This is a genomic window from Paenarthrobacter sp. AT5 (assembly GCF_032764245.1).
GTDB classification, from domain to species: domain Bacteria; phylum Actinomycetota; class Actinomycetes; order Actinomycetales; family Micrococcaceae; genus Arthrobacter; species Arthrobacter ureafaciens.
Genome location: NZ_CP136441.1, coordinates 98,193 through 125,177, shown reverse-complemented (window position 1 = coordinate 125,177; position 26,985 = coordinate 98,193). Strand labels below are relative to the sequence as shown.

28 protein-coding genes are annotated in these 26,985 nt (G+C 65.1%); 8 read left to right on the top strand and 20 right to left on the bottom strand.

The genetic code is table 11. From position 1 onward, the window contains the following. Nucleotides 1-17: 17 nt before the first annotated feature. From panC to ftsH, 10 genes are read right to left on the bottom strand one after another with little or no spacing between them, the layout of a single operon-like run. Complete coding sequence (panC, locus tag RI444_RS00620; protein ID WP_263885551.1) at nt 18-920, bottom strand: pantoate--beta-alanine ligase; 903 nt, start codon at nt 918-920, stop codon at nt 18-20. Between the two features lie 5 nt (nt 921-925). Beyond that, nucleotides 926-1,852: a Rossmann-like and DUF2520 domain-containing protein gene (locus RI444_RS00615; RefSeq protein WP_021474243.1), complete on the bottom strand. Its 927-nt coding sequence runs from the start codon at nt 1,850-1,852 to the stop codon at nt 926-928. Then, nucleotides 1,845-3,386, bottom strand: a complete 1,542-nt coding sequence (locus RI444_RS00610; protein WP_062094550.1) for a PH domain-containing protein — start codon at nt 3,384-3,386, stop codon at nt 1,845-1,847. Before RI444_RS00610 ends, RI444_RS00615 begins: the two co-directional genes overlap by 8 nt. Next, nucleotides 3,383-3,895: a PH domain-containing protein gene (locus RI444_RS00605; RefSeq protein ID WP_207605267.1), complete on the bottom strand. Its 513-nt coding sequence runs from the start codon at nt 3,893-3,895 to the stop codon at nt 3,383-3,385. Before RI444_RS00605 ends, RI444_RS00610 begins: the two co-directional genes overlap by 4 nt. Continuing rightward, the gene (locus tag RI444_RS00600) at nt 3,876-4,400 is read right to left on the bottom strand and encodes a DUF3180 domain-containing protein (protein ID WP_021474240.1); all 525 of its coding nucleotides are present in this window, start codon (nt 4,398-4,400) and stop codon (nt 3,876-3,878) included. Before RI444_RS00600 ends, RI444_RS00605 begins: the two co-directional genes overlap by 20 nt. A gap of 3 nt (nt 4,401-4,403) precedes the next feature. Further along, the gene (gene folK, locus RI444_RS00595; RefSeq protein WP_021474239.1) at nt 4,404-4,943 is read right to left on the bottom strand and encodes a 2-amino-4-hydroxy-6-hydroxymethyldihydropteridine diphosphokinase; all 540 of its coding nucleotides are present in this window, start codon (nt 4,941-4,943) and stop codon (nt 4,404-4,406) included. Further along, the gene (folB, locus tag RI444_RS00590) at nt 4,940-5,299 is read right to left on the bottom strand and encodes a dihydroneopterin aldolase (protein ID WP_021474238.1); all 360 of its coding nucleotides are present in this window, start codon (nt 5,297-5,299) and stop codon (nt 4,940-4,942) included. The genes folK and folB overlap by 4 nt, the downstream gene beginning before the upstream one ends. Nucleotides 5,300-5,310: 11 nt before the next feature. After that, the gene (folP, locus tag RI444_RS00585) at nt 5,311-6,216 is read right to left on the bottom strand and encodes a dihydropteroate synthase (RefSeq protein WP_021474237.1); all 906 of its coding nucleotides are present in this window, start codon (nt 6,214-6,216) and stop codon (nt 5,311-5,313) included. Between the two features lie 7 nt (nt 6,217-6,223). Next, the gene (folE, locus tag RI444_RS00580; RefSeq protein WP_062098928.1) at nt 6,224-6,856 is read right to left on the bottom strand and encodes a GTP cyclohydrolase I FolE; all 633 of its coding nucleotides are present in this window, start codon (nt 6,854-6,856) and stop codon (nt 6,224-6,226) included. Between the two features lie 10 nt (nt 6,857-6,866). Next, nucleotides 6,867-8,936, bottom strand: a complete 2,070-nt coding sequence (gene ftsH / locus RI444_RS00575) for an ATP-dependent zinc metalloprotease FtsH (RefSeq protein ID WP_021474235.1) — start codon at nt 8,934-8,936, stop codon at nt 6,867-6,869. A gap of 484 nt (nt 8,937-9,420) precedes the next feature. On the opposite strand from ftsH, the gene RI444_RS00570 reads away from it, so the two are divergent. After that, nucleotides 9,421-10,434: a type IV toxin-antitoxin system AbiEi family antitoxin domain-containing protein gene (locus RI444_RS00570; protein ID WP_069696652.1), complete on the top strand. Its 1,014-nt coding sequence runs from the start codon at nt 9,421-9,423 to the stop codon at nt 10,432-10,434. Between the two features lie 146 nt (nt 10,435-10,580). On the opposite strand, the gene hpt is transcribed toward RI444_RS00570, so the two are convergent. The 4 genes from hpt to dacB form a co-directional block, all read right to left on the bottom strand. Further along, on the bottom strand, nt 10,581-11,132 hold the full coding sequence (gene hpt, locus RI444_RS00565) for a hypoxanthine phosphoribosyltransferase (protein WP_021474233.1): 552 nt from the start codon (nt 11,130-11,132) through the stop codon (nt 10,581-10,583). A 29-nt stretch (nt 11,133-11,161) separates the two neighbouring features. Then, complete coding sequence (gene tilS, locus RI444_RS00560; protein ID WP_207605834.1) at nt 11,162-12,220, bottom strand: tRNA lysidine(34) synthetase TilS; 1,059 nt, start codon at nt 12,218-12,220, stop codon at nt 11,162-11,164. An 80-nt stretch (nt 12,221-12,300) separates the two neighbouring features. Beyond that, on the bottom strand, nt 12,301-13,422 hold the full coding sequence (locus tag RI444_RS00555) for a zinc-dependent metalloprotease (RefSeq protein WP_021474231.1): 1,122 nt from the start codon (nt 13,420-13,422) through the stop codon (nt 12,301-12,303). Between the two features lie 96 nt (nt 13,423-13,518). After that, nucleotides 13,519-14,964, bottom strand: a complete 1,446-nt coding sequence (dacB, locus tag RI444_RS00550; RefSeq protein ID WP_207605268.1) for a D-alanyl-D-alanine carboxypeptidase/D-alanyl-D-alanine-endopeptidase — start codon at nt 14,962-14,964, stop codon at nt 13,519-13,521. 212 nt (nt 14,965-15,176) lie between these two features. Between dacB and RI444_RS00545 the strand changes: the two genes are divergently transcribed. The 5 genes from RI444_RS00545 to RI444_RS00525 all read left to right on the top strand — a co-directional run bounded on the left by RI444_RS00545 (nt 15,177) and on the right by RI444_RS00525 (nt 18,947). Beyond that, a complete protein-coding gene (locus RI444_RS00545; RefSeq protein ID WP_021474229.1) occupies nt 15,177-15,665 on the top strand; it encodes an inorganic diphosphatase in 489 nt (162 codons plus the stop codon). Between the two features lie 247 nt (nt 15,666-15,912). Further along, a complete protein-coding gene (locus tag RI444_RS00540) occupies nt 15,913-16,893 on the top strand; it encodes a hypothetical protein (RefSeq protein WP_179013121.1) in 981 nt (326 codons plus the stop codon). Then, a complete protein-coding gene (locus RI444_RS00535) occupies nt 16,890-17,660 on the top strand; it encodes a hypothetical protein (protein ID WP_021474227.1) in 771 nt (256 codons plus the stop codon). Before RI444_RS00540 ends, RI444_RS00535 begins: the two co-directional genes overlap by 4 nt. Further along, on the top strand, nt 17,657-18,238 hold the full coding sequence (locus RI444_RS00530) for an RDD family protein (protein ID WP_207605269.1): 582 nt from the start codon (nt 17,657-17,659) through the stop codon (nt 18,236-18,238). Before RI444_RS00535 ends, RI444_RS00530 begins: the two co-directional genes overlap by 4 nt. Nucleotides 18,239-18,347: 109 nt before the next feature. Further along, nucleotides 18,348-18,947: a MarR family transcriptional regulator gene (locus RI444_RS00525; RefSeq protein WP_021474225.1), complete on the top strand. Its 600-nt coding sequence runs from the start codon at nt 18,348-18,350 to the stop codon at nt 18,945-18,947. Between the two features lie 87 nt (nt 18,948-19,034). Here the strand turns inward: RI444_RS00525 and RI444_RS00520 are convergent, their stop codons facing one another. The 3 genes from RI444_RS00520 to RI444_RS00510 are packed head-to-tail and all read right to left on the bottom strand — an operon-like array spanning nt 19,035 to nt 21,102. Next, nucleotides 19,035-19,610, bottom strand: coding sequence for a DUF3618 domain-containing protein (locus RI444_RS00520; protein ID WP_021474224.1), 576 nt, complete (start codon nt 19,608-19,610; stop codon nt 19,035-19,037). Continuing rightward, complete coding sequence (locus RI444_RS00515) at nt 19,607-20,038, bottom strand: phage holin family protein (protein WP_207605270.1); 432 nt, start codon at nt 20,036-20,038, stop codon at nt 19,607-19,609. The genes RI444_RS00520 and RI444_RS00515 overlap by 4 nt, the downstream gene beginning before the upstream one ends. After that, complete coding sequence (locus tag RI444_RS00510; protein WP_207605271.1) at nt 20,035-21,102, bottom strand: hypothetical protein; 1,068 nt, start codon at nt 21,100-21,102, stop codon at nt 20,035-20,037. The genes RI444_RS00515 and RI444_RS00510 overlap by 4 nt, the downstream gene beginning before the upstream one ends. A gap of 176 nt (nt 21,103-21,278) precedes the next feature. Here RI444_RS00510 and RI444_RS00505 point away from each other — a divergent pair, with 176 nt between their 5' ends. Continuing rightward, a complete protein-coding gene (locus tag RI444_RS00505) occupies nt 21,279-22,358 on the top strand; it encodes an FUSC family protein (RefSeq protein ID WP_218643814.1) in 1,080 nt (359 codons plus the stop codon). 44 nt (nt 22,359-22,402) lie between these two features. Here the strand turns inward: RI444_RS00505 and RI444_RS00500 are convergent, their stop codons facing one another. Both RI444_RS00500 and rfaE2 read right to left on the bottom strand, forming a co-directional pair. Further along, complete coding sequence (locus tag RI444_RS00500; protein WP_179013108.1) at nt 22,403-23,437, bottom strand: NAD-dependent epimerase/dehydratase family protein; 1,035 nt, start codon at nt 23,435-23,437, stop codon at nt 22,403-22,405. Nucleotides 23,438-23,451: 14 nt separating this feature from the next. Then, complete coding sequence (gene rfaE2 / locus RI444_RS00495) at nt 23,452-24,990, bottom strand: D-glycero-beta-D-manno-heptose 1-phosphate adenylyltransferase (RefSeq protein WP_207605272.1); 1,539 nt, start codon at nt 24,988-24,990, stop codon at nt 23,452-23,454. Between the two features lie 167 nt (nt 24,991-25,157). On the opposite strand from rfaE2, the gene RI444_RS00490 reads away from it, so the two are divergent. Next, entirely contained in the window at nt 25,158-26,309 is a 1,152-nt protein-coding gene (locus tag RI444_RS00490) for a glycosyltransferase family 9 protein (RefSeq protein ID WP_179013102.1), read from the top strand. Here the strand turns inward: RI444_RS00490 and RI444_RS00485 are convergent. Continuing rightward, nucleotides 26,278-26,973: an SDR family oxidoreductase gene (locus tag RI444_RS00485; protein WP_166184706.1), complete on the bottom strand. Its 696-nt coding sequence runs from the start codon at nt 26,971-26,973 to the stop codon at nt 26,278-26,280. The two genes, RI444_RS00490 and RI444_RS00485, sit on opposite strands and share 32 nt — an antisense overlap. Nucleotides 26,974-26,985 lie beyond the last annotated feature (12 nt).

Here is a 26,985-nt window from a genome sequence, read left to right as displayed (position 1 = left end):
AGCGGAAAATTAATGCCTCAGGAGTCCAGCGGGATGTTGTCGATCAGGCGCACGGGGCCTACCTTCGCCGCGATGATGGCAAGCCCTTCGCCGCGGAACGGCGTCTCTTTGCAGTTCTCCGCCAGCGGTTCGAGTGTGGTGGGATCGACCACATCGAAGTAGTCCAGTTCCACCAGCGGCTGGGAGTCAACAAGCGCGACGGCGGAATCCAGGTCCAGCGGTTGGTGCGCGTTGGCGCGGGACTCGATGAGGCGCAGGGCCCTGGACAGGACGAGCGCAGCTTCGCGTTCCTGGTCCGAGAGGAAACGATTGCGGCTGGACAGGGCGAGGCCGTCTTCGCTGCGGACTATAGGAACGGGCACAATCTCCACGGGGAAGTTGAGGTCGGCCACCATCCGCTTCACCAAAGCCAACTGCTGCGCGTCCTTTTGCCCGAAGTAGGCGCGGTAGGCCGCCGTCGTACCGTCTGCTGCCGGGCCGCCGGGCAGGCCGTAATGCAGCAACTTGGCGACCACCGTCAGGGCGCCGTCAAAGTGGCCTGGACGTGAAGCGCCCTCCCACTTTTCGCCCAGTGGCCCCGAGGTCACCCGCACCAGCGGCTGGCCGCCGGGGTAGACCTCGTCCACGTCCGGCGCGAAGACGAGGTCCACGCCTTCTGCATCCAGCAGCGCCATGTCCGCCTCAAGCGTCCGCGGGTAGCGGTCAAGGTCTACGGCGTCGCCGAACTGCAGGGGATTGACGAAAATAGTGGCCACCACGACGTCGTTTTCGGCAACAGCGGTCCTCGCCAAGGACGCGTGGCCCGAATGCAGCGCCCCCATGGTGGGCACCAGGCCTTGCGAGCCGCCTCCCTTCTCCGCCAGGAGACGCGCGCTCTCTTTGCGGAGTTCAGCCACAGTGGTGACGAGCTTGATGGCCATGGTGTTCAGTTTCCTTCCGAAGACGAAAGCCCGTTGTGCGGTTGGGACCCGCTTTCCAGCGCCTCGTTGATGTCGTTCAGTTGTTCCTGCCGCAGGAGTCCACGGTTTCCGGCACGGCGTGCAGTGGCCATGGCCATCGCCTGGTAGGCCTCAAGGACATCGCCGCCGGCACCGGCGTCGTACTCCCTCAGCGCCTGCGCGTGCGCCGAAACGGTGCCCACGTCCCCACGGGCCACCGGCCCGGTCAGGGCGGACTCCCCTGACGCCAGCGCGTTCTCAAGGGTCGCCCGAAGCAGCGGACCGAGCATGGACTCGGGCGATTCGACGCCGATCTCCCGCAGGAGCTGCGACGCCTGGGCCACCAAGGTGACCATGTGGTTCGACGCGTGCGCCAACGCCGCGTGGTAAATGGTGCGGTCCGCCTCCGCTATGGCAACAGGCTCTGCGCCCATCTCCACCACCAGGGCCTGCGCGATCGGGAGCATGGCCGCATCGGCGGTAACGCCGAAGGTGCAGTCCAAGAGCCGTGTCAGGTCCAGGCTCATGCCGGTGAACGTCATGGCCGGATGCAGTGCCAGCGGAATCGCACCTGCAGCGCGCACTGGCTGGAGGATCCCGACGCCGTACCGGCCGGAGGTGTGCGCCACCAGTTGGCCCGGTTGCCAGGCTCCCAGCTTCGCCAGGCCCTCCACCAACTCGCCGAGTGCGTCGTCCGGAACAGCCAGCACGACCAGTTCCGCCCGCTCCACGATGTCCTGGATCTCGAGGACCGGGACGCCCGGCAGCAGGGTTTCGGCCCGCTCCCGGCTCGCCTCCGACACAGCGGAAACCCCGACGACGGCGTGCTCGGCAGCGCGCAAAGCGGCGCCCAGGACGGCACCCACCTTGCCGGCGCCGATGATCCCGACGCCGAGTCGTCCTGGCCTAGCCATGATGGCGGTCCTCCTGGTTTGCGGTGGTGGGAGTGGATTCCGGATGTTCTTCCAGAGTGGGCACTGGCGGCGGCGTGGCAGGTCCGCGCTGCAAGGCCAACTCGGCCAGCCATTGCTCGCTGGTCTGGCGTTTCCTGGCCTCGCGGGCACGTGCGGCTTGTTCGTCGAACAGTTCCACTGCTTCCCGGACCCCCGCTTGGTACAGCCGCGGGGCGACCGGACCGGCAGTGGTATGGAGGACAAGATCAGTGACGCCGAACCATCGCGCCAGCGGCCCCTGCTGCAGGGCCATCGACTGCGTGCGTTGGTGCGGTACCAGGACCAATGCACGCCACCAGCGTCCGGAGCGGAGCAGGAGCGCTGTTCGGGTGGCCAGGTATCCGTTGCGGCGCCAACCGAGCGGCGCCAGCAGGCGGGCCCGCCGGGGTGTGGTGACAAAGCCGTCAGCACTGCCCGAAAGTGGCGAAAGGCCTTCCAACCCGGCCGTGAAAACACGTTGGGGGTCGTCGACGCCGGGGTCCGGGAGAACCAGCGAGAGCATCATCATGACGTCGGCCTTCATGCCAACAGGAAGGAGCGTGGTCCGGGCCGCGTTCTCGTTACCCGGGGTTCCGCCATAACCGGCAACGTTGACGTGCATGCGATACCACCCGAAAAGGCGCCACAACGGCGGCTGGGTAATCTTCAGGGCCTGGATCCGCCCCGGCGGCACGGTCTGCGCCTGGGTGTCGAGGAGTCCGTACCGGAGCCGGATGCCGTCCGGAGAGATCGCGGCCGTGAAGTTGTAACCCTTGTTGAAGGAACTCCAATACGTGGCCGCGATACCCACGATGGCAGGGATCAGGGCGAGGAAAATGGTGCTGTTCTCCGTCAGGACGGACACTGTGATCGACGCTGCCGCTGCGAGGATGATGCCCACGGTCTGCTCACTGAACAGCAGGGCTCCAATGAGCCGGCCCGGGGGAACCGATAACACATGTTGCTCAGGTGCTTCGGGTATTTCCTCCACGGTTTCCGGGCCGGTTACGACGCCCGCGGCGCGAGCCAGGATGGCCGCCCGCAGTTGCTTGGCCTGGGCGAGCGGAAGGTAAGCCAGCCGGACTGCCGACTCCCCGGCGTCGGCCACCTCGAACTTGAGTTCAGCGAGGCCAAATATGCGGGCCAGCAGCGGCTGCACAATGTCGATCGCCTGGACGCGGTCCAACCGTGCCTGGCGTTGCTGCTTGAAAAGGAAGCCGGTATTGACGCGAACATACCCTTCGGCAACCTGGTAGCGGGTGAAGTACCAACTCAGAATGAACCCGCCCACAGCCAGCATGAGGACGATGCCACCGCCGGCCAACAACCACAGCACCCTGCCGTTGAGGGGGTCCACAATGTCCCGGCCCTGCAGCACACGCTCGAAGGCGTCCCTTCCGAAGAAGTAGAGGACGGCCGCCAACGCAACCCAGCCACGTACGAACGGTGAGGCAGGATGGACCCGCCGCCAGTCGCCGTCGACGGCTTTGCCGGGAAGGGCCACGTCCGGGCTCACAGCCCGGCCAGCCTGGCTTCTCCGCGGGCAGAGAGTTGCTCCCGCAGCCGCGCGCCCCCGGCGGCTGGCAGTCCGGGCAAGTACGCGTTGGTTCCCGGCGACGCCGTGTGGAGTTTCAGGGTGCACAGCCCGAGGCTCCGCTCCACCGGGCCCACCGCAACGTCCACATATTGCATCCGGCCGTACGGGACAACCATGGTGCGCTGGAAGAAGATGCCCCGGCGGATGAGGAGGTCGTCATCCCGCTCGGCGTAGCCGATGGCCCTGACCTGGCGCGGAATCAACACCAAGCGCCACAGAGCAAGGACCAACATGGCCGCCGGAACCGCGATGGCAAGCCAGACCGGAGGCCATCGCCACCAACCCAGCTGCACAAAGACCAGCGGCAAGCTCAGAAGGCCGATCATGATGACGTTCCCCAGCGCCCACTCCACCAAACGGACGGTCACGTACTTCGGCGAGACCCGCAACCACTCAATACCGGGAGGATCAATCGGCTCGGTAGGCATACTCGCCCTCCCCCTTGGTCTCGCCCCGGCGCTTTTCCTGCCCGCCGGGCGCTCCACCTTCAAGATCCTCGGGCGGTATGCGGCAGAACCTCTCCACCACGAGCCCGACGACGACCATCACCACACCGCCGCCGCCCATCAGCAAGGCGTTCCAGAGAACGCCCTCGCCCGTCCGCAGGGTTCCGATCCGCAGCAGGTCCAAGGCGATTCCGGCATGCCAGCCCAGCAAAAGCGTGCCTGCATAAGCACAGGCCTGGGCAAGGATGAGGGTCCGCGCGGCCATGATGGGGTCCAGCATGGCCTTCTTCTTGCCGTTCCTCCACCGCAGCACGCGGACACCCATGACCAGCGTCAACAACGCAATCACGCCCATGGTTACCAGCGCGGACTCCGGCAGCACCGGCGTAGGCATGCTGAAGCGGTTGGTCGCCGACGTTGCCAGCCAGCCCACCAGGGCGGCGGCGACGGCGATGACCACCAGGATCAACGGGCGCATGGCTTTCATAGGCTACTCAACAGCCCCCTTGGCGGGAACGCCGGCAGTATCGCCGAAGCCGTCAAAACCGCGGATGTCCGGCATGTCATGCGCGACGGCGGCCAGTTCGGCAACGCTGCGACCGTTCAGTTTGGCGTTCGGATCCAGCAAAGACCATGGGTAGAGGACGAAGGCACGCTCCGCAGCCCGGGGATGGGGCAGCGTGAGGACGGGGTCGTCACTGATCAGGTCCCCGTAGGCAATGATGTCCACGTCCAAAGTCCGGGGACCCCAGCGCACTTCCCGTGTCCTGTGATGTTTCTGCTCCACCTGGTGGCAGTGTTCCAGCAGCTCCAAGGGAGCCAGCGTGGTCTCGACCGCCATGACCATGTTGAGGAAATCGGGCTGCCCCTCGGGGCCGCCAACAGGCTTGGTCTGGACAACCGGGGAGACGCCAAGCAAGCGCACCTCCGGGGGGTCCACCAGATCCGCGACGGCGGTGGTGAGGGTGTCGTTGCGCTCCCCCAGGTTGCTGCCCAGCGCCAGGATTACCTTGGTGTAACCGGCGGTCATGTCCGCTCCCGATGCACGCTGACAGCGACGTCCCCGAACGGCACCTCAATGGGCGCCTTGGGCTTATGAACCGTCACGTCGACGGCGGACACACCGTAATTGGCCAGGATGTCCTCCGCGATGCGTACGGCAAGGCCCTCAATCAGGTTCAACGGCTCACCCTCGATGTGCTTGGTGATGAGCCCGGCCACCTCGCCATAATGCGCTGTGAACTGCAGATCGTCCGTCTCGGCGGCCTTGGTGAAGTCCGTGTAAAGCACCGCATCCACCACGAATGGCTGGCCCTCACGGCGTTCGAAGTCGAACACTCCATGGTGGCCGACGGCGGTGACACCGGTCAGCGTGATCCTGTCCACAGCGTCTCCGATCAGCGCGCGATGCGCGCGGCGACCTTGACCGCATCAAGGCTTGGTCCGACGTCGTGCACCCGCACTGCCCAAGCGCCCTTGGCGGCGCTCAAGGCAGTAATGGCGGCCGTTGCGGCGTCCCGCTCCTGCGGGGCTGCGGCCTTGCCGGCGACTGTCAGCAGCGAACCGAGGAAGCGCTTGCGGGAAGCAGCCACCATGACTTTGTGGCCCAGCTCGAACAGCCTGTCCACGTTCTTCAAGAGCTCCCAATTCTGGGCCTCGTTCTTGGAGAAGCCGATGCCCGGATCCACGATCACTTGCTCCGGCGACACTCCAGCCGCGTACAGCTTGTCGCGGACACCCTTCAGTTCGGCAATGACGTCTTCCGTCACGTCGTTGTAGTCCGTGAGGCTGTCCATGGTGCGGGCGTCGCCGCGGCGGTGCGTGAGGATGTATGGAACCTTGGTACGAGCCACCAGCTCGGGCATGCCCTCTTCGATGGTGAGGCCGGAAACGTCATTGATGATCGCCGCCCCGGCTTCGACGGCGGCAGCGGCCGTGGACGTGTGCATCGTGTCAATGCTGACCAGGGCACCCGCCTTGACCAGTGCTTCCACCACGGGAATGACGCGGCGCTGCTCCTCCGCCGGGTCCACGGGTTCCGCGCCTGAACGCGTCGACTCCCCGCCGACGTCGATAATGTCAGCCCCGGCATAGAACATCCGGAGGCCCAGGGCGATCGCTGAATCGGCCGTGGGGTGCTTGCCGCCGTCGCTGAACGAATCCGGGGTCACATTCAGAATTCCCATGACCAAGGTCCGGTCCGTCGGGAGATCCGCGAACCTGGCCGCCGGCCGCGGCTTGCGGAGAATCGGCAACGGGCTTGTGGCCGGGCCGGTTCCGGGTGCTGCTGCGAGGGAATCCATATATTGCTTACCTTCCGAGTATGAGGCTCATGGCCTCGGCGCGGGTGGCCGGGTCATGGAGCTGACCGCGCACCGCACTGGTGACGGTCTTTGCGCCGGGCTTGCGAATGCCGCGCATGGACATGCACATGTGTTCACATTCGACGACGACGATCGCCCCGCGCGGGTTGAGGTGCTCTACCAGCGCCTCAACGATCTGCGTGGTGAGGCGCTCCTGCACCTGCGGGCGGCGGGCGTAGATATCTACGAGCCGGGCGAGCTTGCTGAGGCCGGTCACCTTACCGTCATGGGACGGAATGTAACCGACGTGGGCCACGCCATGGAACGGAACGAGGTGGTGTTCGCACGTCGAGTAGAAGGGGATGTCCTTGACGAGGACAAGCTCTTCATGGTCGAGGTCGAACGTTGTGGACAGGACATCCACGGGGTCATGGTGAAGGCCCGCGAAGACCTCGGCGTAGGCCTTGGCCACGCGCTTCGGCGTGTCCTTGAGGCCACCGCGATCGGGGTCTTCGCCAATGGCAAGCAGGATCTCACGAACCGCTGCTTCAATGCGGGGGCGGTCCACCTTGTGGCCCCCCTTGGAGTCGCCGGCTGGGCCGTGGGCGGCGGCGAGATCTTCGTCGTCGAAATGAGTCACGTCAGAAAGCTTAGCCGTGAAGCGGAGAGTCGTTGCCGCCGTCGGGTCCCGGTGCATGGAAGGTTTCCTGGCTGCTGACACCCTGGGCGTGCGGAGCAACGGTGTCCAGCGGCTCATCCAGGCGGGCCTTCTTCGCTTCCTCCTGGGCCTCCCGCTCGGCCCGCTCGGCGCGGGTTTCCACCGGCGGGATGGTCTGGACGGGACGGGACTCCTTGGACAGCCAGATCTCGCGGAAATCGCGCTTGCGCACGTCACGGAAGATGTCGGCAATCTCTGCCTGGTTCAGGGTTTCACGCTCAAGCAATTCGAGGGCGAGACGGTCCAGGATGTCGCGGTTTTCAGTCAGGATGGCGTAAGCCTCGTCGTGCGCCTGGTCGATGAGGCGGCGCACTTCCTCGTCCACCACATAGGCAATCTGGTCAGAGAAGTTACGTTCCTGAGCGGCATCGCGGCCAAGGAAAGGCTCGCCGCCGCCCTGGCCCAGCTTCACGGCACCAACACGCTCGCTCATGCCGTACTGGGTGACCATCTTGCGGGCCGTGGACGTTGCCTTCTCAATGTCGTTGGAAGCGCCGGTGGACGGATCATGGAACACGATCTCTTCGGCCACGCGGCCACCCATCGCGTAGGCCATCTGGTCCAGCAGTTCGTTACGGGTCACCGAGTACTTGTCGTCATCGGGGACCACCATGGTGTAGCCAAGGGCACGGCCGCGCGGCAGGATGGTGATCTTCGTGACCGGAGCCGAGTTCCGCAGGGCAGCAGCCACCAACGCGTGGCCACCCTCGTGATAAGCGGTGATCTTGCGCTCAAGTTCCTTCATGACCCGGCTGCGCTTCTGCGGGCCGGCCATGACACGGTCGATTGCCTCATCAAGTGCGCGGTCATCAATAAGGTTGGCGTTGGAGCGGGCCGTCAGCAGGGCGGCCTCGTTGAGGACGTTGGCGAGGTCCGCGCCGGTGTAGCCCGGGGTCTTCTTTGCAACGGCCCGCAGGTCGATGCCCTGGGCCATGGGCTTGCCCTTGGCGTGCACATTCAGGATCTGCTCGCGGCCCACGAGGTCCGGGGCTTCGACTGTGATCTGGCGGTCAAAGCGGCCCGGGCGCAGCAGCGCGGGGTCCAGCACGTCCGGGCGGTTGGTGGCTGCGATCAGGATAACGTTCGTCTTGACGTCGAAGCCGTCCATTTCAACCAGCAACTGGTTCAAAGTCTGCTCGCGTTCGTCATTTCCGCCGCCGATGCCGGCACCACGGTGACGTCCAACGGCGTCGATCTCATCCACGAAGATGATGGCCGGCGAGCTGGCCTTCGCCTGCTCGAAAAGGTCGCGGACACGGGACGCGCCGACGCCCACGAACATCTCGACAAAGTCCGAACCGGAGATGGAGAAGAACGGAACGCCTGCCTCGCCGGCGACAGCACGGGCCAGCAGGGTCTTACCAGTACCAGGAGGGCCATACAGCAGCACACCCTTGGGGATCTTGGCGCCTACGGCCTGGAACTTGGCGGGCTCTTGGAGGAACTCCTTGATTTCCTGAAGTTCTTCCACGGCCTCGTCAGCACCGGCAACGTCGGCAAACGTCACCTGCGGCATGTCCTTGTTGACCAGCTTGGCCTTGGACTTGCCGAACTGCATCACCTTGGATCCGCCGCCCTGCATGCGGGAGAGCAAGAACCAGAACAGGACACCCAGCAGCAGCACCGGGATGAGGAGGGAGAACAGGCCGGAGAACCAGTTGTTCTCGACGGGCTGGTCCGTGAAGCCCTTGTCCGGGTTGGCGTTGGTGACGGCCTTGACGACGTCCGGACCACGGTCCGTGACGTAGAAGAACTGGACGTTCTTGCCCTTGTCCTGGCCGTCGATGTTCAGGTTGTCCTTGAGCACCAGGTCGACGCGGTTCTCGGCGTCGAAGATCTTGGCCTGCTCCACCTTGCCGCCCTGGGCGAGGAGTTCAAGACCGTCCTTGGTGTCAATCCTCGTAGAGCCGCCGGGAGCCAAAGTTGCGAATGCCACCAGGAGCAAGCCAACGACGACAACAATCCAGATGCCCGGGCCCTTGAAGAAATTCTTAGCTTTCATCTGATCGGGGTTGTGCCCCGTCCCTCCTGGTAGTGCTGCAACGCGCAACCTCTGCGCGCAATGGTGCTGCTTCAGTTTCTAGCTATACACCGTTCCCCGTAATTCACGCACTGGAAAGCACAAAAGTTCCCTCTGGGCGTACAGCCGCGCGCCGGGTTTCCGCCGTTGGAGCCGCGGCTGGCTCGATCGTTCGCGGAGCACCGCACCCCTACGCGCCAAATGCCCCCGCTCCGGCCAACACCCCCGGAGCACCGCGCCCGTTCCCGCCAAATGCCCCCGGTGTTGCGGGTGCGCGAGGTGGAAGCGGATGCGATGACCACGCCGCAAGGGTGCGCGGGGCGGAAGCGGCTGCGGCGTTCCCTTGACTTAGTACGGACTCCGGTTTTCGGGCGATACGCATTTGGCGACCCGGATCGAGTGAATTGTCCACATACAGGTCATCAGGCCTGTCTATGGGCCCGGACCGGCCAGCACCGTTAACCGCATGCCTTCCTCAAAACTGATCTTCAGCTCTGACGCTACCCGGATCGGGCAAGACCCGCGTCTTCTTGCCAAGCGGGCGCAGCGGGGTGAGCTCATACGTGTGCGCAGAGGAGCCTATGTTCCGGCAGGGATCTGGGCTGCCCTTAACGAGCGCCAACGGCACGGAGTGTTAGCCGCGGCTTTGGTCCACACCACCCTCAAATCTCCGGTGTTCACTATGAAAACGGCAGGACTTCTGTGGGGACTGGGTGTGGTTGGGGTTCCACGGCAACTACAGACGCTTACCGATGATCCTCGCGGGGGACGATCCAAGAACGGAGTCCACCGGACACTGGGGTCCCTCGATCAGGGTGTCTGCCAACTCGGCGGATTCCAGGTCACCGATAAGGCCCGCACAACAATCGAACTAGCAGGCAAACTGAATTTTGGTGAGGCCTTGGCCGTGGTCGACTCGAGCCGCCGGGATCTATCAGTTCGGACGGGTCAATATCCTTGGTCCGGGCTGACTGCTCCATCCCCGGCTGACGCTGCGGACTGGGACAAGGAAAGCCCTTGGGGTCCGGCACTCCAACTCGAAGCCCTTGAGGAGGCGGTGTCGAACATTGCAACCACATCCCGGCAGCGACGTGCTTCGAAAATCATCGAGTTCTCGGCCGCCGACTCAGAGTCCCCCGGTGAGTCCATCAGTCGGGCAAACATGATTCTTCAGGGTTTTCCGGCGCCCCGGCTTCAGGCCACCTTCACTTTGAAGAATGGGAAGACCGCGCGGACCGACTTCTGGTGGCCCGAGTTGGATTTGGTTGGAGAATTTGATGGCCAAGGGAAGTACTTGCGGAGCGAACTGCGCGGCGGCAAGACGATCCAGCAGGTAGTCATGGATGAAAAGGCCCGCGAAAACGCATTGCGTGCACTCGGTTTGACCGTCATCCGCTGGGATTGGGGAGAGATGATGAACCCGAGGGCATTCGCCAACATCCTCATCGACGGCGGATTGCGGTCCAGCCGCACCCCTTAAGCACACACACCGCAGCCCTTCGCGCCGCATGCGCCCGGTGTTACGGGTGCGTCGTGCGGGAAGGGGCGCGGCGGTGACAGCACGCCCGCGGAAACGGGTGCGCGTGGCGGAAACGGGTGCGGCGGTGACCGGAAGCGGGAAGCGGCTTACTCGTAAACGTGCGGAGCCAGCGTGCCCACGAAGTCCAGGTTGCGGTACTTCTCGGCGTAATCGAGGCCGTAGCCGACCACGAATTCGTTGGGAATGTCGTACCCGACGTACTTGACATCGATCTCCACCTTGGCGGCGGCCGGCTTGCGGAACGCCGTGCAGATCTCGACGCTGGCCGTGCCGCGGGATTCGAGGTTGGACTTCAACCAGGAAAGGGTCAGGCCGGAGTCGATGATGTCCTCGACAATCAGGACGTCCTTGCCCATGAGGTCGGTGTCGAGGTCCTTGAGGATACGGACAACACCGGAAGACTGGGTACCCGAACCATAGGAAGACACTGCCATCCAGTCCATGCTGACGTGGCTGTGCAGGGCGCGGGCGAGGTCGGCCATCACCATGACGGCACCCTTGAGGACCCCGACCATCAGGATGTCGCGACCCTCGTAGTCCTTGTCGATCTGGGCCGCCAGCTCAGCGATGCGGGATTGGATCTGCTCTTTGGTGTAAAGAACGTGCTTGAGATCTGCCTGGACGTCGTTTGAATCCACCAATGGCTCCTGTTAAATGCTCGGTGCGGCTACTGTTGGGACGATTTGTGATGCCGGAATACTAGCTTCCCACAGCGCGTGGCTTCCCGGGGAACGCCGCCGGGGGTTCCGGCACCGGGAGAAGCATCCGCAGTGGCCCGTTCCTGCTCCAGATCGCTGAGGGAGAGCCGGTACACGCTCACGTGGCCGGGAAGTTCAACGGGCCCTGCCGAACCCTTCCTGCGAAGCAGCGCTTCCGCGGCTTGAAGGCGCCCGTAGCCGGGTTGTTGGCCTCCGACGTCGGCGGCCGCCTTCGCGATAACGCGGAACCGGAGCGCGGGAGGCAGGTCCCGGACGGCATCTTCAGGCAGCCAGGCGCCGTCGGAAGTTTTTTGCACGAGCGAGAGATACGTCTCACTGGCAAGGTCCTCAAGGAAATCGGCGTCCTGCTGCAGGATCGCCGCGGTACGGGCCAGGGATTCGGCGACGCCGGGCCCCAGTTTTTCCTCAAGAACCGGCATGACTTCCACACGGGTCCGGGACCTGGCGAACGACGGATCCGAGTTGGTGGGATCATGCCAGGGTTCGAGTTCCTCGACCGCGCAGATTTCCAAGGTCTCGGCCCGTCGAAGGCCAAGGAAGGGGCGCAGCAAACGGCCGCGCGCCGGGCGCATCCCGGCCAACGACCGCGTGCCGGAACCACGGGCGAGCCCGAGGAGCACCTGTTCGGCCTGGTCGTCCAGGGTGTGGCCCAGCAGGATCGCTTCGCAGCCAAGGTCATCTGCTGCAGCGTTGAGGGCGGCATGCCGGGCATCACGGGCCGCCGCTTCCGGCCCGAAGCCGGTGGATGCCACCTCCACAGTCCGCACTTCAACGGAAGAAAGACCCAGTTCGCGCAATGCCGCGGCCGCCTTCGCGGCAACCTCCGCAGACCCAGGTTGCAGTTGGTGGTCAACAACGACGCCGGCCACGGACACCGGGTGCCCGTCAACGTGGCCGCGGCGTGCAAAGTAGGCGGCTACCGCGGCCAACGCCATGGAGTCCGGCCCACCACTGCAGGCCACGAGTACCCGCGACGGGTATCCGGCGTCGGCCAAGGCGTCCTGCAACAACCTGCGCGCTTTGCCGACGACCGGAGCCAAACGGCCGGGCCCGCGTCGTCCTTTACCCGGCAGGACAGCAGATGAACTCAAAGTCCCATCCGCTCAAGCCAAAGCTTGGAGTCATGGATTTCTTCTTCCGTGGGCAGGTTCCCGGCGTGATCCCAGACCTTGTTGAAGCCGTCCATTCCGGCCACATCCACCACGCCGCGGACGAACTTGGCGCCGTCGGTGTACTGGCGCATCTTGGCATCGAGGCCAAGGATGTTGCGGATGAACTTCTCAATGATCCCGCGGTCCTTGCCGCGATCGTTGAACCGCTGGCGAATGGTCTTCACGGACGGAACGATGCTGGAATCGACGGCATCCATGACCACGTTCGCGTGGCCCTCGAGCAGGCTCATGACGGCCGTGATGTGCGAGATCGCTGCTTTTTCCTCGGGGTCCTGGAGCAGGTCCAGGATGGCACCGCGGCCCGGAACGTTGCCCGAAGCCGTGCGGTCCTTGAGTGACTTGGCCACTGCACTGGCCCGTTCCACCAGGGAATCCATGTTCCCCAGCAGGTGCGTGCTGAGCTTCTCGATCTCCTCCAGCATGTGATGGCGCAGCCACGGCGCCGCGGCGAACTGCACGCGGTGTGTCTGCTCATGCAGGCAGACCCACAGGCGGAAGTCGTCAGGGTGGACATTCAGTTCGCGTTCCACGGAGATGATGTTCGGCGCTACAAGAAGGAGGCGTCCACCCGGCGGCACGTTGGAACCGGGCGCCATGGCGGCAAAGGGATCGTACTGTCCAAGGACCTTGCTGGACAGGAAGGCGAGGATGGCACCGAGTTGGCTTCCCGTGATGGCGCCGCTGGCGTTGGCTGCCGCGGGGCTCATGGAGGACCCGTGCCGGTGTTCAAGCATCTTCTGCAGGGCCGGCTGCAGCATGACGGAGAAACTTTGGGTGTTCGCCTTCGACCAGGACGCCCGGTCCACCACCAAAACATGGGAGTCGCGGAGGTCCCGCGCGGCGTCGAGGCCCGTGATGTCATGGACATGCGGCACCGAGACATCGGCATTGAACCGGAGGTTCTCCACGGCTTTGCCGATCTCCCCGGCGCTGAGCGCCGGCCCTGGAGGGGCCAGCCGGGCGGCCGTGGAGGCAGCCAGGTCCCAATTGATCAGGGAAGGTGTCCCTGCTGACGAATCACGGGCGGAAGTCACCATAGGGTCCATCACACCACACCTGGCTGACAGCCAGCGCTTAAGTTCGCTCCACGCGGAGCTTCAAGCCCCCGCCAAAGGCCAGTAAGAGCAAACCCCTTAGCGGCAACCGCACGAGGCCAACACCGACGCCGAACGGTCCATAGCCACCTTGTTCCCTGCAGCGCCCGGCTCCAGCCCGTTGCCAATGAAGGAGAAGACCAGGAGCCGGCCGTCGGCGTCCACAACATAGCCGCTGAGGGCGATCACCGTATTGAGGGTGCCGGTCTTGGCCCTGACCAGCCCGGCCCCTTCGGCTGTGCCCGCGTCGATGTACCTGTCATCCAGCGTGCCCGTCAGCCCCGCAACGGGAAAGCCATCAAGGGCCGCCCGCAACGAAAGCTCGGAACCGCTGGTGATGGCCCGGACCACCTCGGCAAACTGCCGTGCACTGACCTTGTTCTCCAAGGCAAGGCCGGACACATCGGCCAACTCCATCGAATCCGTGGTGATTCCCAACTCCCCCAGCCGTTGCCGCACGGCCGCAGTGGCGCCGTCGTACGTTGGTTCCTGCCGGGACGCGGCGGCGGTCAGTCGGCCCAACGCTTCGGCGAGGAAGTTGTCCGAGACTTCCAGCATCAGATCCACTTGCTCGCTGACCGTGGCTGATTCCGCGCTGGCCAGCACCCTTCCGGGAACCCCTTTTCCGCGTTCGACGCCGGGCGCCACCTTGACGCCCGCGGCCGCCAGCTGCTCGGCGAACGCCTGGGCTGTGGTGGCGGCGGAGTCCTGCGGCCGCGGCCCGGTGGTGACTGTGGGCGAATACCGTCCGGAGTTGAGGGCCAGCGGATAGAGGGGCGTCGTTTCACCTGCGGCGACGTCGTCCAGGCTCCATGCGGGGTTCAACGCGGGACCGGAAAACAGGGAGTCGTCCACCTTCACGGTCACGGGTCCCGTCACCTTGGAAGCTGCCAAGGCCGAGGCGGTATCCGCGGCCAGCGACGCCAGCCCCGCCCGTCCCATGACCGCGGAGGGATCAGATTCGCCGGCACCCAGCAGGACATCCCCGCCACCGGTGAGCACCACGGTGGCGGGATCGTCGGCACCCACTACGCGGGTGGTCAGTCGCGTGTCCGGGCCCAAGGCTTTCAAAGCAGCGACGGCGGTCAACAACTTCATGTTCGACGCCGGGATCCGGTTGGCGTCCGCTTGGCGGTCAAAAAGGACCTCGCCGGTGGCGGCATCGAGCACTACGCCCGTCATGGATCCCTCGCCGTCGGGCTGCAGCGTGGTCTCCAGGAGACGTGTGAGCTCAGCCTTGGTGGGTTTGGGGGCGTCCTTGTCCAAGGGGAGAACGGATTTTGTGGTGGCCAGGCTGGTGGGTTGCTGTTGCCACGCGGGAACAGGGGGCGGCGGTTTGGGCGCATTCCAGAGCCCGGGCGCGAGTCCGGACCCGATCAGCACCGCGGCACACAACAGGACGACGGCCAACAGCAGGGGCCATTTAAGGCGCCCCCACGCCGCGGACAACCCCCTGCGGGCAGCCCCGTTTTCAACGCCCTTCATGCAGTTGCTTGGTCCTGTCAGTCTTGAAATGTCCCCCGCCGGTTCAAGAAACCCGGGTGTCTCCCTATATCCTCAATAGTAGTCGGCGGCGTCGGCTGTACTTTTGCCTGCCGCCAGCCCTGGACTGAGCAGACTGCCTGGGGGCTGCCGGTTTCCGGCGGTCTCCGTTACAGGCGAAGCCAGCCCCACCCACACCCGTCAAGGAGCATTCCATGAAGCACGACGTGACCATCGAGATCCCCAAGGGATCGCGCGTCAAGTACGAAGTCGACCACGAAACCGGCCGTGTCCGCCTGGACCGCGTGCTGTTCACCTCCATGCAGTACCCCACGCACTACGGCTTCTTCGAGAACACGCTGGGCGAAGACGGCGACCCGCTGGACGCACTGGTGCTCCTGCAGGACTTCGACCTCCACCCGGGCGTCATCGTTGAATCCCGCCCGATCGGCGTCTTCAACATGACGGACGACGGCGGCGGAGACGCCAAGGTTCTCTGCGTTCCCGCGGATGCACGCTTCGACCACATCCAGGAAGTCAGCGACGTCAACGAATTCCTGATCAAGGAAATCGAGCACTTCTTCACCCGCTACAAGGACCTCGAGCCGGGCAAGTGGGTCAAGGCCGAGGGTTGGGGCGACCGTGCCGCCGCCGAAGCCGAGCTCGAGGCTTCCATCAAGCGTTTCGCAGCAGAAGGCCACTAGTCCTTCCCCATGTAGGTCGCAGCAGTGCGCGTTTTGAAGCTTCTAAACGCGCACAGCTGCGACTCAGTTGGGTTGCGACGGCGGGTGGTGCGGTTCTGAAGGGAACCCCACCACCCGCCGTCGTACTTTAAGCGCTGCCCTTTAAGCGCTGCCGCGATGGGCACCGCTCCCCATCGCAGCGCTTGCCCGCCCCGCCTAGGGTGGGACGAGACTCTCATCGACTCATGCAACAAAAAAGGGGTTCCACATGGCCGGGTTCTATGGCGCCGACATTGCGCAGCTTCGCAGTCTGGCCGGCGTGATGGGTAAAGCGGCGGACACGATCACCATGCAAAGCGCCCAGCTGTCCAACGCCATCAACTCGGCCACGGCCTGGCAGGGCCGTGACGCCACCATGTTCAAGAACGACTGGAACAGCCAGCACCGGCAGAGCCTGGTCAAGGCCGCCACCATGCTCCGGGACAACGCGAGCCTGCTGAAGAAGAACGCCAACCAGCAGGAATTCGCCAGCAACAACGACGGATCCCGGAGTTCCGTGGGTGTCCTCAGTGACGTCTACGGCACCGGGATGGGCGTCAAGGACCTCGCGGCCCAGCTCTGGACTGCCTACAAATACGGAAACCTCGGCCACGCCGAATGGGTCAAGACCCGCGAGGTGCTCACCAACTGGCGTGCCGGCGGCACCGTCATCAAGGACGCGTTGACCGCACTGCGCAACGGCGAAAAGGTCACCGACGTCATCACGGACCTCAAAGCCAACATCCCGTTCAGCCAGGCTTTCCAGGATGCCAGCCGCCTCTCGAAGGGCCTCCGGGTGGCAGGCGCCCTCGCGGCCCCGCTCAATATTGTTGGCGGCATCAGCGACATGATCAGCCCCGAGCACAACGGCTGGCGCGGCACAGGTGACCGTGTTGCCGGCGGTCTCTCCGTGGTGGGCGGCGTCGGCAGCGTCATGCTGATGACCGCGGGCGGCGCGGCCTTGCTGGGACCGGTGGGCGCTCCGATCGTGATCGGGGCGGGCATCGTTGCCGGGGCCTGGGCACTGGGCAACCTGGTGGCCGACAACTGGTCCTCCATCACCAATTTCGCCCGCAATCCGGGCAGCTACCTTGCCGACGGCGCCAGGGAAGTGGGCAATTTCGCCAAGGACGTAGGCAGTAAGGTGGCAGACGGGGTTAGTGATGCCGCCAAGTCAGTCGGAAAGTTTGTTGGAGGGATATTCGGATGACAAGCACCACTATGAAATGGACCGCCAGGGACATCGAAGCGGCAGCGAAAGTCCTTGCCTCGGCCACCTCGGAGGGGGCGGCCCTGCCCACGCTGACGGACGAGGAAGTAGTGGCCCTCGACGGGGTGCAGCACGAGCAGATCGTGGCGCTCCCTTGGCTGAGCTCGCAGGACGCCAGCAAGGATCTCATGTGCGCGGTGGCCTTGCGCGGGCTGCTCGCCAAGGAACTGGTGTACCCGGTGGTCTTCGAAGGCGAGACCGAACCCTCGCGCCTGCACGCCACTGAAGAAATCACAGGCGCCCTCACCCTGCGCCGCAGCGGTAACAGCGTGGTCTCCGTGGAGCGCACCGTTTCCACCGGAAAGCGCTGGCTGTATGGCTATGTGCACGACGACGGCGTCCTCATCGAGGAAGTGGACGAGGGCGGGCTGCACGGCTTCACGGTTGTCACCCGTGATCAGCTGGTCCCCCGCCTCGCCGAGTTCGTGGACCCCAAGAACGCTGCCCGGCAGGACACCGAAGCCACCGTCTACACGGAGGCGAAGTTCGAGGAGTACGCTGCAACCGCCCTCGCTGACACCGAGGCAGCCAGCAACATTGTGGCCTTCAATACCGAGTCCAACGACTTCCCCACCATCACCGTGTACACAGGTCCGTCCGGTGTCCACGTCCTGACTCCACAGGTGGAGGGCGACGCAGTCTCGCTCCAAATCAAGGAAACGTCGGCGGCCGGCCTGGCCGGCATCCTGGGTGGCCTCGCCGCATGAGCAATTCGACGTCGCAGACCGCCACCGGACTCGTGGACGCGGCCAACGGCCGGCAGGTCCGCCGCCACACCGAGTCCGGAGCCTTGTACGTCAAAGCCTCCGGTGCCGCCCATTTCTGGGGCCGGGTGCTGGACGCGTTGGTGTTCGTGGTGGGCTACTGCGTCATCGCCGTCATGGTGGCGGTCGCCAGGAATGCCATGATGAACAGCGGCTCACTGCTTGCCTTCAACGACGGTTTCTGGCTCGCGCTCTACGTCGTGCTGTGGTTCGTCGGGCTGTTCGTGTACGGCATGATCTGGGGAACCTCGGGCAGCGTCGGGGACGCCGCAGCGGGTACGCGTTCGGTGCGCATCAAGAACGGCACGACGGCGGGAGCCTGGCTGGGCGGTTGGCGCGCGGTCTGCTGGTCCTTCTTCCCGTTCTACCTGTTCATGATGATCGTCTCTGCGCTGAGCGGCGGTTCCGGCGACACCTGGGATCCGAAATTCGTGGCAATCGACCGCCGCTCGGGCCTGGCGCAGGGACAGCAGCCGGTTGCTGATCCAAAGGCGGCACCAGCCAGCCAAGCCGGGCAATAACCGGAAGGTCCGCCCGCCGTCGTGCTTTTCAGCCAAACCGCACCGGACCAGGTAACAGTGAATCCGCAGCCTTGCGGAGCAGCTACCAGCCGGTAGCATGTGATCCACTATGTTCACGCTGACCATCAACCAACGCGACAGTCGACGCGACGGCGATCTGGTGCCGAAGCTCCTGAAGGACCTGCGGCACATACCGGCGCGCATCGACTTTGACCGTTCGGTTGAGGATGAAGTGCAAGGCATCGTCGACTCGAGCCACCAAGCCGTTGAATCGGCCCTGATAGCCCTGCGCAGCGGGCAGTGGTACGTGGGAATCGGCGTTGGACCCATCAATGAACCCCTGCCGAACCTGGTGAAGGATGCCTCCGGCCACGGCCTGGTGTACGCCCGGCGGGCTGTTGAACGCCTCCGGTATGGAAAAGAGCGCGTGCCGGTAGCGGTCGACGGACCGTATGCGGACCAAGCCGCGGAAGCCGAGGCTGTGCTCCGGCTGCTCGGACATATAGTGCAGGAACGCAGCGTGGCGGAGTGGCGGGTGCTGGACCTGTTGACGCCGGGCGTTCGGGGGCAACAGAAAGCCGTGGCCCAGGAACTGGGCATCAGCACGCAGGCCGTGAGCAGGGCCGTAGCGCGGGCGCAGTGGGCCGAGGAGCACGCTGCCCGCCCGGCCGCGGCCCGGTTACTGCAGCTGATTCTCGAGGTGCGCTGAGGTTTTAACCCAAACTGAGTCGCAGCTCTGCGCGTTATGGACCTTCTAAACGCGCGGAGCTGCGACTCAGTTGTGTGAAGCGGGCAGTTACTGGTTGCCCAGGTTGTCCTTCGCGGTTGTGGCACGGTCCTGGACATCGGCGGCCGCAGCCTGGCCTTCGTCCCTGACGTGACCGGCAGCCTCGGTGGCGGTTTCCTTGACGTTCTGCACAGCCTCGGTAGCCGGTTCCTTGAGGTGTTCGGCGACTTCCTGGGCGGCGTGGCTCAGCTCGTCGGTCAAGGGCTGCGCGGCTTCCTTCACAGCCTGGGCGGCTTCCTTCTCCTTCTCCGACGGCGGGAACAGAGCCGAAACGAGGAGACCCGCACCGAAAGCGATCAAGCCGGCTGCCACAGGGCTGCCCTGGGCTTTCCGCGTGATGGCCTGCGGCGCGTCACCGATATCGGAAACCACACCGGAAACGGCGTCATGAGCCTGGTGCGCGGCATTGCCCGCAGCATCCTGGACATCGTCGCGGGCGCCGAACACGGCCGTCTTGATCCGGTCCACACGCCTGTTGACGATGTGCGAGGGGGTGACCTTGTCCGCCACGGCGTCAACGTTGGTGCTGAGCCGCCTGCGGGTTTGTTCGATGTCGGCGCGCAGGGCGTCGGGATTCTGCGTCATCGTGTCTCCTCAGTGTTCGGTTTGAAGGTTGGAGGTATTTCCTTGACTGTCTCAGCGGTACGCGGCATCCCGTTGATGGTCTTCAGTTCCTTCCGGCCGATGCTGGCCAGCACTGCCGCGACGATGCCCCAAATAACGGCAACGATCACGGCCGACCATCCCAGGCCAACCAGCTGGCCCAGGGCCCACCACAAGGCGAGGGAAAGGAACACGACAGCGAGGTGCCCGGCCCATGCGGCTCCGGCCAGCATGCCGGCGCCCTTCCCTGCCTTGGTGGCGGACTCTTTGAGTTCGACCTTGGCGAGTTCGACTTCCTGGCGCATCAACGTGGAGACGTCGCGCGTCAGGTCGCCCAGCAATTCCCCGAGGGGTACGGTTTCCGCTTTGAGGTGGGCTTCCGTGGGGGGAAGGTCAGCGGGACTGGTCATCGGGAACCTCCATAGGAGGGGTCATCGGGATCCAGGGGTCCGGCCAGCGGGTCACCCTGCGCCTTGGTTCCACCATCGGTTTCCGGGTAGGCGGCCGTGGAGCCCTCCAGCCCACCGGTAGTTCCGGCGTCGTAACCACCGGCTTCGTAGCCGTCGGCGCGGTAGCCATCGGCGCTGTATCCTTCGGCACCTGGCTCGAGACCGGACGTACCGGCGCCGTAGCCGGCTGCTCCTGCAGCTCCGCCGGCAGCCGTGACGCCGGCGGTAGTGCCGTAGCCGGTGGTGGGCGTGGTGCCGTAGCTTGCCGTGGTGGCATCCGGACCCGGGAGGTCGACGGCGGGTGGCGGCACTGCGCCGCCGGAGCTCGGGTAGTACTCGGCCCTGGGTGCGGAAGTGGCAGCGGCCCCGGTGCTGTCAGCGGCGGCGTTGTCTGCCATGCCGCGTCCCAGACGGCCGGCGAGGACACCGGCTCCTGCTGCGAGCAGGAGGAAGGCACCCGGCCGACGGCGGGCGAAGCTCTTGACTTCGTTCAGCAAGGATCCGGGATCGCGGTTCTCCAGCCACTGGGCAACCGATGATGAACGATCGGCGGCTTGCTGGACGAGGTCCGCGGCCACTCCGCCGTTGTTCGACGCACCTGCCATGGTGGACAGTTCATCGGAGATGGACCGCAGCCCTTCGGCGACGCGCTGCTGCTGCGTAGCGGCTTGGTCGGTCAACTCGCCCTTGGTCTGCGTCAGCAGTTGGCGGGCATTGAGCTTGACTTCCTGGGCCACGTTCGCGGCCTCACCCTTGGCGGTATCAACCACGCCACCGGCGGCGTCCTTGGCTGTACTGGCCACTCCTGCAGCTTCCTGCTTGGCGGCATCAACAGTGCCGGACCCCGAGTGGGAGCCGGATCCCGACGCGCCGCCCTGGTATCCGGCCGTGCTGGTGGTGGCGGTGTCGGCCTCGGTTTCAACTGGCGAGTCCAGGTAGCTTCCGGAGTAAGGTTCGGTCCCGGCGGGGACCCCGTTTCGAGGCGCCGCGAAGCTTCCGTCCTGCGGCGATTGGCTCTCAGTCATTGTCGCTCTCTTTCCACAGTTGGCAGGCTGCGGACAGCAGCCGGGATAGTAAGTATCGTTACTATCAATGGGGTGTGTACCCGCTGTCCGGGGATTCAATCGCACGAATCAAAAAACATTTGCTTCCCTTTAGCGCCGGTTCGACACACCATGCAAGACCTGCGAATCTTGGGAAGATGCGCCTTATCCCCAACAGGCGACGGCTGATCTCCGCGCTCCGAAGGACTTTTACCCGCCACAGATTGCTGTTTGCCGCCAAAACCGCCCTCGCTGCAGGACTGGCGTGGTACCTGGCCCCGTTCATGCCCGGACCGGCTGCCGCCTACCCTTACTACGCGCCGCTGGGTGCCTTGGTGAGCATGCACCCAACGGTGGCCGACTCCGCCAAGCACGGGTTCCAGAGTTTGCTGGGATTGTCCCTGGGCATCGGCATGGCGTTTGCGGTGACCACCTTCGCCGACCCCTCCAGTTTCTCCGTGGCACTGGTGATCGGCCTCGGCGTGCTCATTGGCGGCCTCCCCCGGCTGGGCACGGCTTCCGAGTGGATCCCCATGGCCGCGCTCTTTGTGCTGTTACTGGGTGATTCCAACGCGGAGAATTTCTCCTTCGGATACGTCCTCCAGATGGCCCTGGGCGTAGCGGTGGGATTGACAGTGAACTGGCTAATCATCCCGCCGTTGCACCTGGAACAGGTAGACCCTGCCTTGGAAGGGCACCGGAACGCGCTGTCCCGCCAGCTGAGGGACATGGCACAGGCGATGCAGGAATCGTGGCCGCCAAACCATGAGGCCTGGGCCAGCCGTAGCGACCTCCTGGACACAACTGCAGCGGGAGTGCGGACCGCCGTGTACCAAGCGGAACTGAGCGCGAAAGCGAATCCCAGGTCCCGCCGTCGTGCCACCCGCCTCCCCCAAGACCTTGCCGGCTTGCGGACCGTGGAGAGGCTGACCTTCCACGTGCAGGACATCACCGACGTGCTGCAAAGCGTGATCTGGGAGGAAGGGGCCGGGACCGTCATCCCGGACAGCGTCCTCAGCAACCTCTCCGAAGCCCTGGAATCAGTAGCTGACGTGATCGACCGGTGGCGCAGTGACGAAGAGCCCGAACTCGAGCCCGCTTTGGCCGAAGCGCGGGACTGCGTGGCCGCGCTGGGCGATGCCATCAACGAAGCAGCAGCGGGTCAGGCATCCGTGAACGCGGCAGCATCCGTGGCCATGAGCCTCCGGCGCATGATCACCGTGCTGTCATCCAAGTAGCACCCGAACAAGTAGCACCCGAACGCCACCTGCAGCAATACGGGTTAACGGGGTGTCAGCGGCGGTGAAGCTTTCCGGCCTTTCCCCTCGCCCAGTCCGTCGACGATCTCGGTCAATGCCTCCAGCGACGATTTGTGGGGCATCCACCCCAGAATGGTCCGCGCCCGGCTTGTGTCCATGATCGGCGCGCCCGCAGCCATGTCCACCCAGCCGGGGTCCGTCACCTGCATCCGCAGCCGCCATGTAGCGCTGACGACGGCGCGCAGCAACGACACCGGGATGGGCAGGTGGCGCCGGGCATGGAGGATCCATGCGAGCGCATTGGGATCCAGCACGGGTTCGGCGGCGATGTTGAAGGCTCCTTCGGCACGTTCCCTGAGGACCCGCCAATAAGCGTCGGCCACATCATCTGCGTGCACGGCCTGGAAGATCAGGTCCTTGGGGACCGGAAGGACGGGGAGCCAGGGCCGGCGGGGAATCAGTCGCGGGAGGACCCTGCCCAGGAAATAGCGTCCGATTTCGCTGCCGGCTTCCGAGGTAAAGATCAGCCCGGGCCGCAGCCGCGCAACCACCACCTCCGGGTTTGCCTTGGCGAAGTTGTTCAGGAGCCGCTCCTGCGCGGCCTTGTCCACGCTGTAGTGCGAGCCCTTGATTCCGCCGGCAGGCCAGTTTTCCTTGGTTCTCTGGTCCTTCGGCGCTGGCGAGTACGCGCCCACGGAGGAGGCGCAGACGACGTGCCCCACCCCTGCCCTGCGGGCAGCCCCGAGGACGTGGGCCGTGCCCGCAACGTTGGTGCGTCGCAGAAGCTTGCGGTTGTGGTTCGGCTGGATAGCCCACGCCAGGTGCACCACGGCATCCGCCCCGGCCATGACTTTGTCCAGGGCCTCACGGTCCCTGTGGTGTCCGATGTCCAGGCTGTGCCATTCGACGCCCTGGTAAGGCGCGGCGTCCAGGTCCGGTTTCCGCCGTGCAATGCCCACCAGTTGGAGGTCGGCCCCCTCCTCGGACCGGGCCTTCTGGAGCCGCTTCAGCAGGGCGGTGCCCGCGTTTCCCGTAGCCCCGGTGATGACGATGCGCATGGACTCTTCTTCCCTCAGCTGGTGGTTTCGCCTGTGGAGCGGATGCGTTGCAGGACGGCCGTGGTGGAGTGTTCCGGTACGTAGTCCAGAATAGTCACCGTGCCTCCGTAGCTTTCCACAGCAGCTGTTTCGGCGAGCATTTCCGGCGTGTAGTCGCCGCCTTTGGCGTAGACGTCCGGCTTGAGGAGTTCGATCAGCGGGATGGGCGTGGGGGTGTCGAACACGGTGACGTGGTCCACGCAGCTCAGCGCAGCGATGACGGCGGCACGGTCGGCCTCGTGGTTGACGGGACGGTCCGGTCCTTTCAGTTGCCGGACCGAGGAGTCGCTGTTGAGGGCCACCACCAGCACGTCACCGAGTTGCTTGGCTTGGTTGAGGTAGCGGGTGTGGCCCCGGTGCAGGACATCGAAGCAACCATTGGTGAGGACGATCCGCCGCCCTTCCTGCCGGTGCGCCTCCACCTGCTTGGCCAATTCGGTTGCGGTCAGCGCGGTGTCCGCGAACTCCCGGAGATGGTGGGCCAGTTCTTCGGTGCTGCACACGGATGTGCCGGGCCGGTGGACCACAACGTCGGCGGCTGCTTGGGCAAGGTCAACGCTGGTGGTCAGGGGCAGCCCGGCTGCGCGCGCCAGGCTCAGCGCGGCAACAAAGGTATCGCCGGCGCCGGAGGCCTGCTTCTCCGCTTCCGGCCGCGCCCAGGTGCGGTGGGTGGCCACCTCGCCGTCGCTGCCTTGGCGCACGGTCAGCGTGCCGTCCCGGTCCAGGGTTACGACGACGGCGGCCGCACCGGAGGCGGCCATGAGCTGGGCACCGTGGGCCTCCACGAAGGGGCACCGCGCAGCACCACCGGGCAGCTCAACGCCGAGCAGCAGGGCAGCTTCCTGGGCGTTCGGGGTGGCCAGGTCCGGTGCCAGCTCCGCCCACTGTTCGGGGTGGTGGGCATCCACCACCACCAAAGGACTACCGCTCCCTGCGGGTTTCTGCCTTCCCGGTGATCCGGGACCCAGTTCCCGCTGCAGCGCTTCGCGGACCGGACCAACCAGTGCGCCTGCGCCGTAGTCGCAGAGGATCACCGCGTCCGAACCCGCCAATGCTCCTGGGATGAGGGCCGCCAGTTCCAGCAAACCGTCCTCAGGCACTGACGCCGATTCATCGTCCAGCCGAAGCATGACCTGTCCGCCGCTGCTGACGCGGTTCTTGGTGGTGGTGGTCATGCCCGGGTGCGACAGTACGCCGTCCACATCGATCCCGGCGGCTGCGAGCCTTTGCCGGAGCTGCCGGCCGGCTGTGTCCTCACCGACCATGGAAACAAATCGAACACGGGCACCCAAGGCAGCCAGGTTCATGGCCGTGTTCGCTGCGCCGCCTGGAGCGTAGTCACGGCGCTTTACCTGCACCACGGGAGCGGGCGCTTCCCGGCAAAAACGCTCAATCAGCCCGTCCCACCAGCCATCCAGGATGGCGTCGCCGATGACGGTGATAACGGGTTCTTCTTCGGCCAGGCGGCCTGGCAACCATTCGGCCAGACCTTCTTGATTGGAGAGGCGTGCCATGGGGTACCTTCCGGTTGAGGCGGCAAGTTCCTGCTCTCCCTCAGGTACCCAACGGCCCGCCCTTCACACACCTGCACAGCAGTTTTCCGCACCGGGTCCGCGGCCGGTGCCGCAAGAGCCGGCAAGCGCTGCGGGACCCCCGATTTCCTCTCGAAGGGATGTACCACATGGACACTTCTCCGGCTTCTGCCATCTCGCTCGAATCAGGTGTTGGCCCCGTACTGGCGAAGTTCCAGGATGTGCAGCGGATCGCCGTATTGCGCGGCGGCGGGCTGGGCGACCTCATCTATACCTACCCGGCGTTGTTTGCCCTTAGGCGCGCCTACCCGGAAGCCCGCGTGACCCTGCTGGGAACACCCATCCATGCGGCGTTGGTGGCCGCAACGGAAGGCCCCGTGGACGACGTCGAGATCCTTCCGTTTGCAAAGGGCGTCCGCGACGGCGACGAAGATCCGGAAGCGCTTGAACGGTTCCTCCAGGACATGCAAGGCCGGAACTTCGATCTGGCTGTCCAGATGCACGGCGGCGGCCGCTTCTCCAACCCGTTCCTGCTGAAGCTGGGGGCGAGGCACACCGTGGGAACGCGGACTCCGGATGCCGAACGGCTGGAGCGGAACCTGGACTACATCTACTACCAGAACGAGCCTGACCGCTGGCTTGAGACAGTGGGACTTGCGGGCGCGCCCACCATCATTGCGCCCATGCTGCGGCCAAAACCGGAGTACCGGCAGGACGTAGCGGGGTTGAAGGACCAGGCCCGTTCCTCCCTGGTGGTCATCCACCCTGGTGCCACCGATCCCAGAAGGCGCTGGCCGGCGTCGTACTTTGCTGACGCAGCCGCGAGCCTCGCAGCCGAAGGTGTCCAGGTACTGGTGGTCGGCGACGAATCGGAGAAGGCACTGGCCCAGGAAGTCGTCGGACTCGCGCAGTCAAAGATTCCGGAACGGGACCGTGAGGCGGTGCGTTCGGTGGCCGGCGAACTGGACCTCGGGCAGTTGGCAGCCCTGTTGGACGAGGCGACGGTGATGCTCGCGAGCGACAGCGGGCCCCGGCACCTGGCCCAGGCCTTGGGAACTCCCACCGTGGGCATTTTCTGGGTGGGCAACGCCTTCAATGCGGGGGCGCGGGGCCGGAGCATGCATCGGATCCACATGTCGTGGGTGACCAAGTGCCCCCGCTGCGGCGCGGACGTCACCCAGGTTGGTTGGACCGCTCCGCACTGCGGCCACGACGACACCCTCATTGAAGGCATCGCCGTGGCCGACGTTGTTCAGGACGTGCGGGACCTTACGGCCACGAGCCTTCTTCTGCGGGGGTAATGAGAAGTTCGCGGACCTCGCAGCCGAACGGTTGCGAGAGCGCGAACACCACAGCCTGAGCCACATTCGCGGGATCGTTGAGCTTTGAGTCGTCCTGCGGCTTGTACTGCTCGTCGCGGTCGTCGAAGAAGTGGGTCTTCATGCCACCCGGAATGATGGTGGTGACGCCGATGACCCCGCCGGTTTCGGCCGCGAGCGCGCGGCTGAAGCCGATCACGCCGAACTTGGAGGCGCAGTAGGCCGTTGCATCCGGGAGGGCACGCAAGCCCAGGGTGGAGGCGATGGTGATGGCCCGGCCCTTGGATTCCTTCAGGTAAGGCAGAGCGGCCCGGACCGTGGAAACGGTGCCCAGGAGGTTCACCCCAATGACCTTTTCCCATTCTTCGGCAGCTACGTCGCCCAGCTTTCCGCAACGGTCAATGCCGGCAGCGGTTACGACGCCGTCCAGGCCGCCGAGGCTTTCCGCGGTTTCCTTCACAGCGGCTTCCACGGCTTCCCGGTTGGAGACGTCCACTTCCAGGGCCTTCACGCCGGAGACGTTGCTGACGTCCCGGTCGAAGACGACCGGCGTGCCGCCGGCGTTGCTGATCGCTTCCACGATCGCGGCCCCCAGGCCGGAGCCGCCTCCAGTAACGATGACGCGGCCAGGTGTTTGCGTGTTCATGCGGTTCCTTTC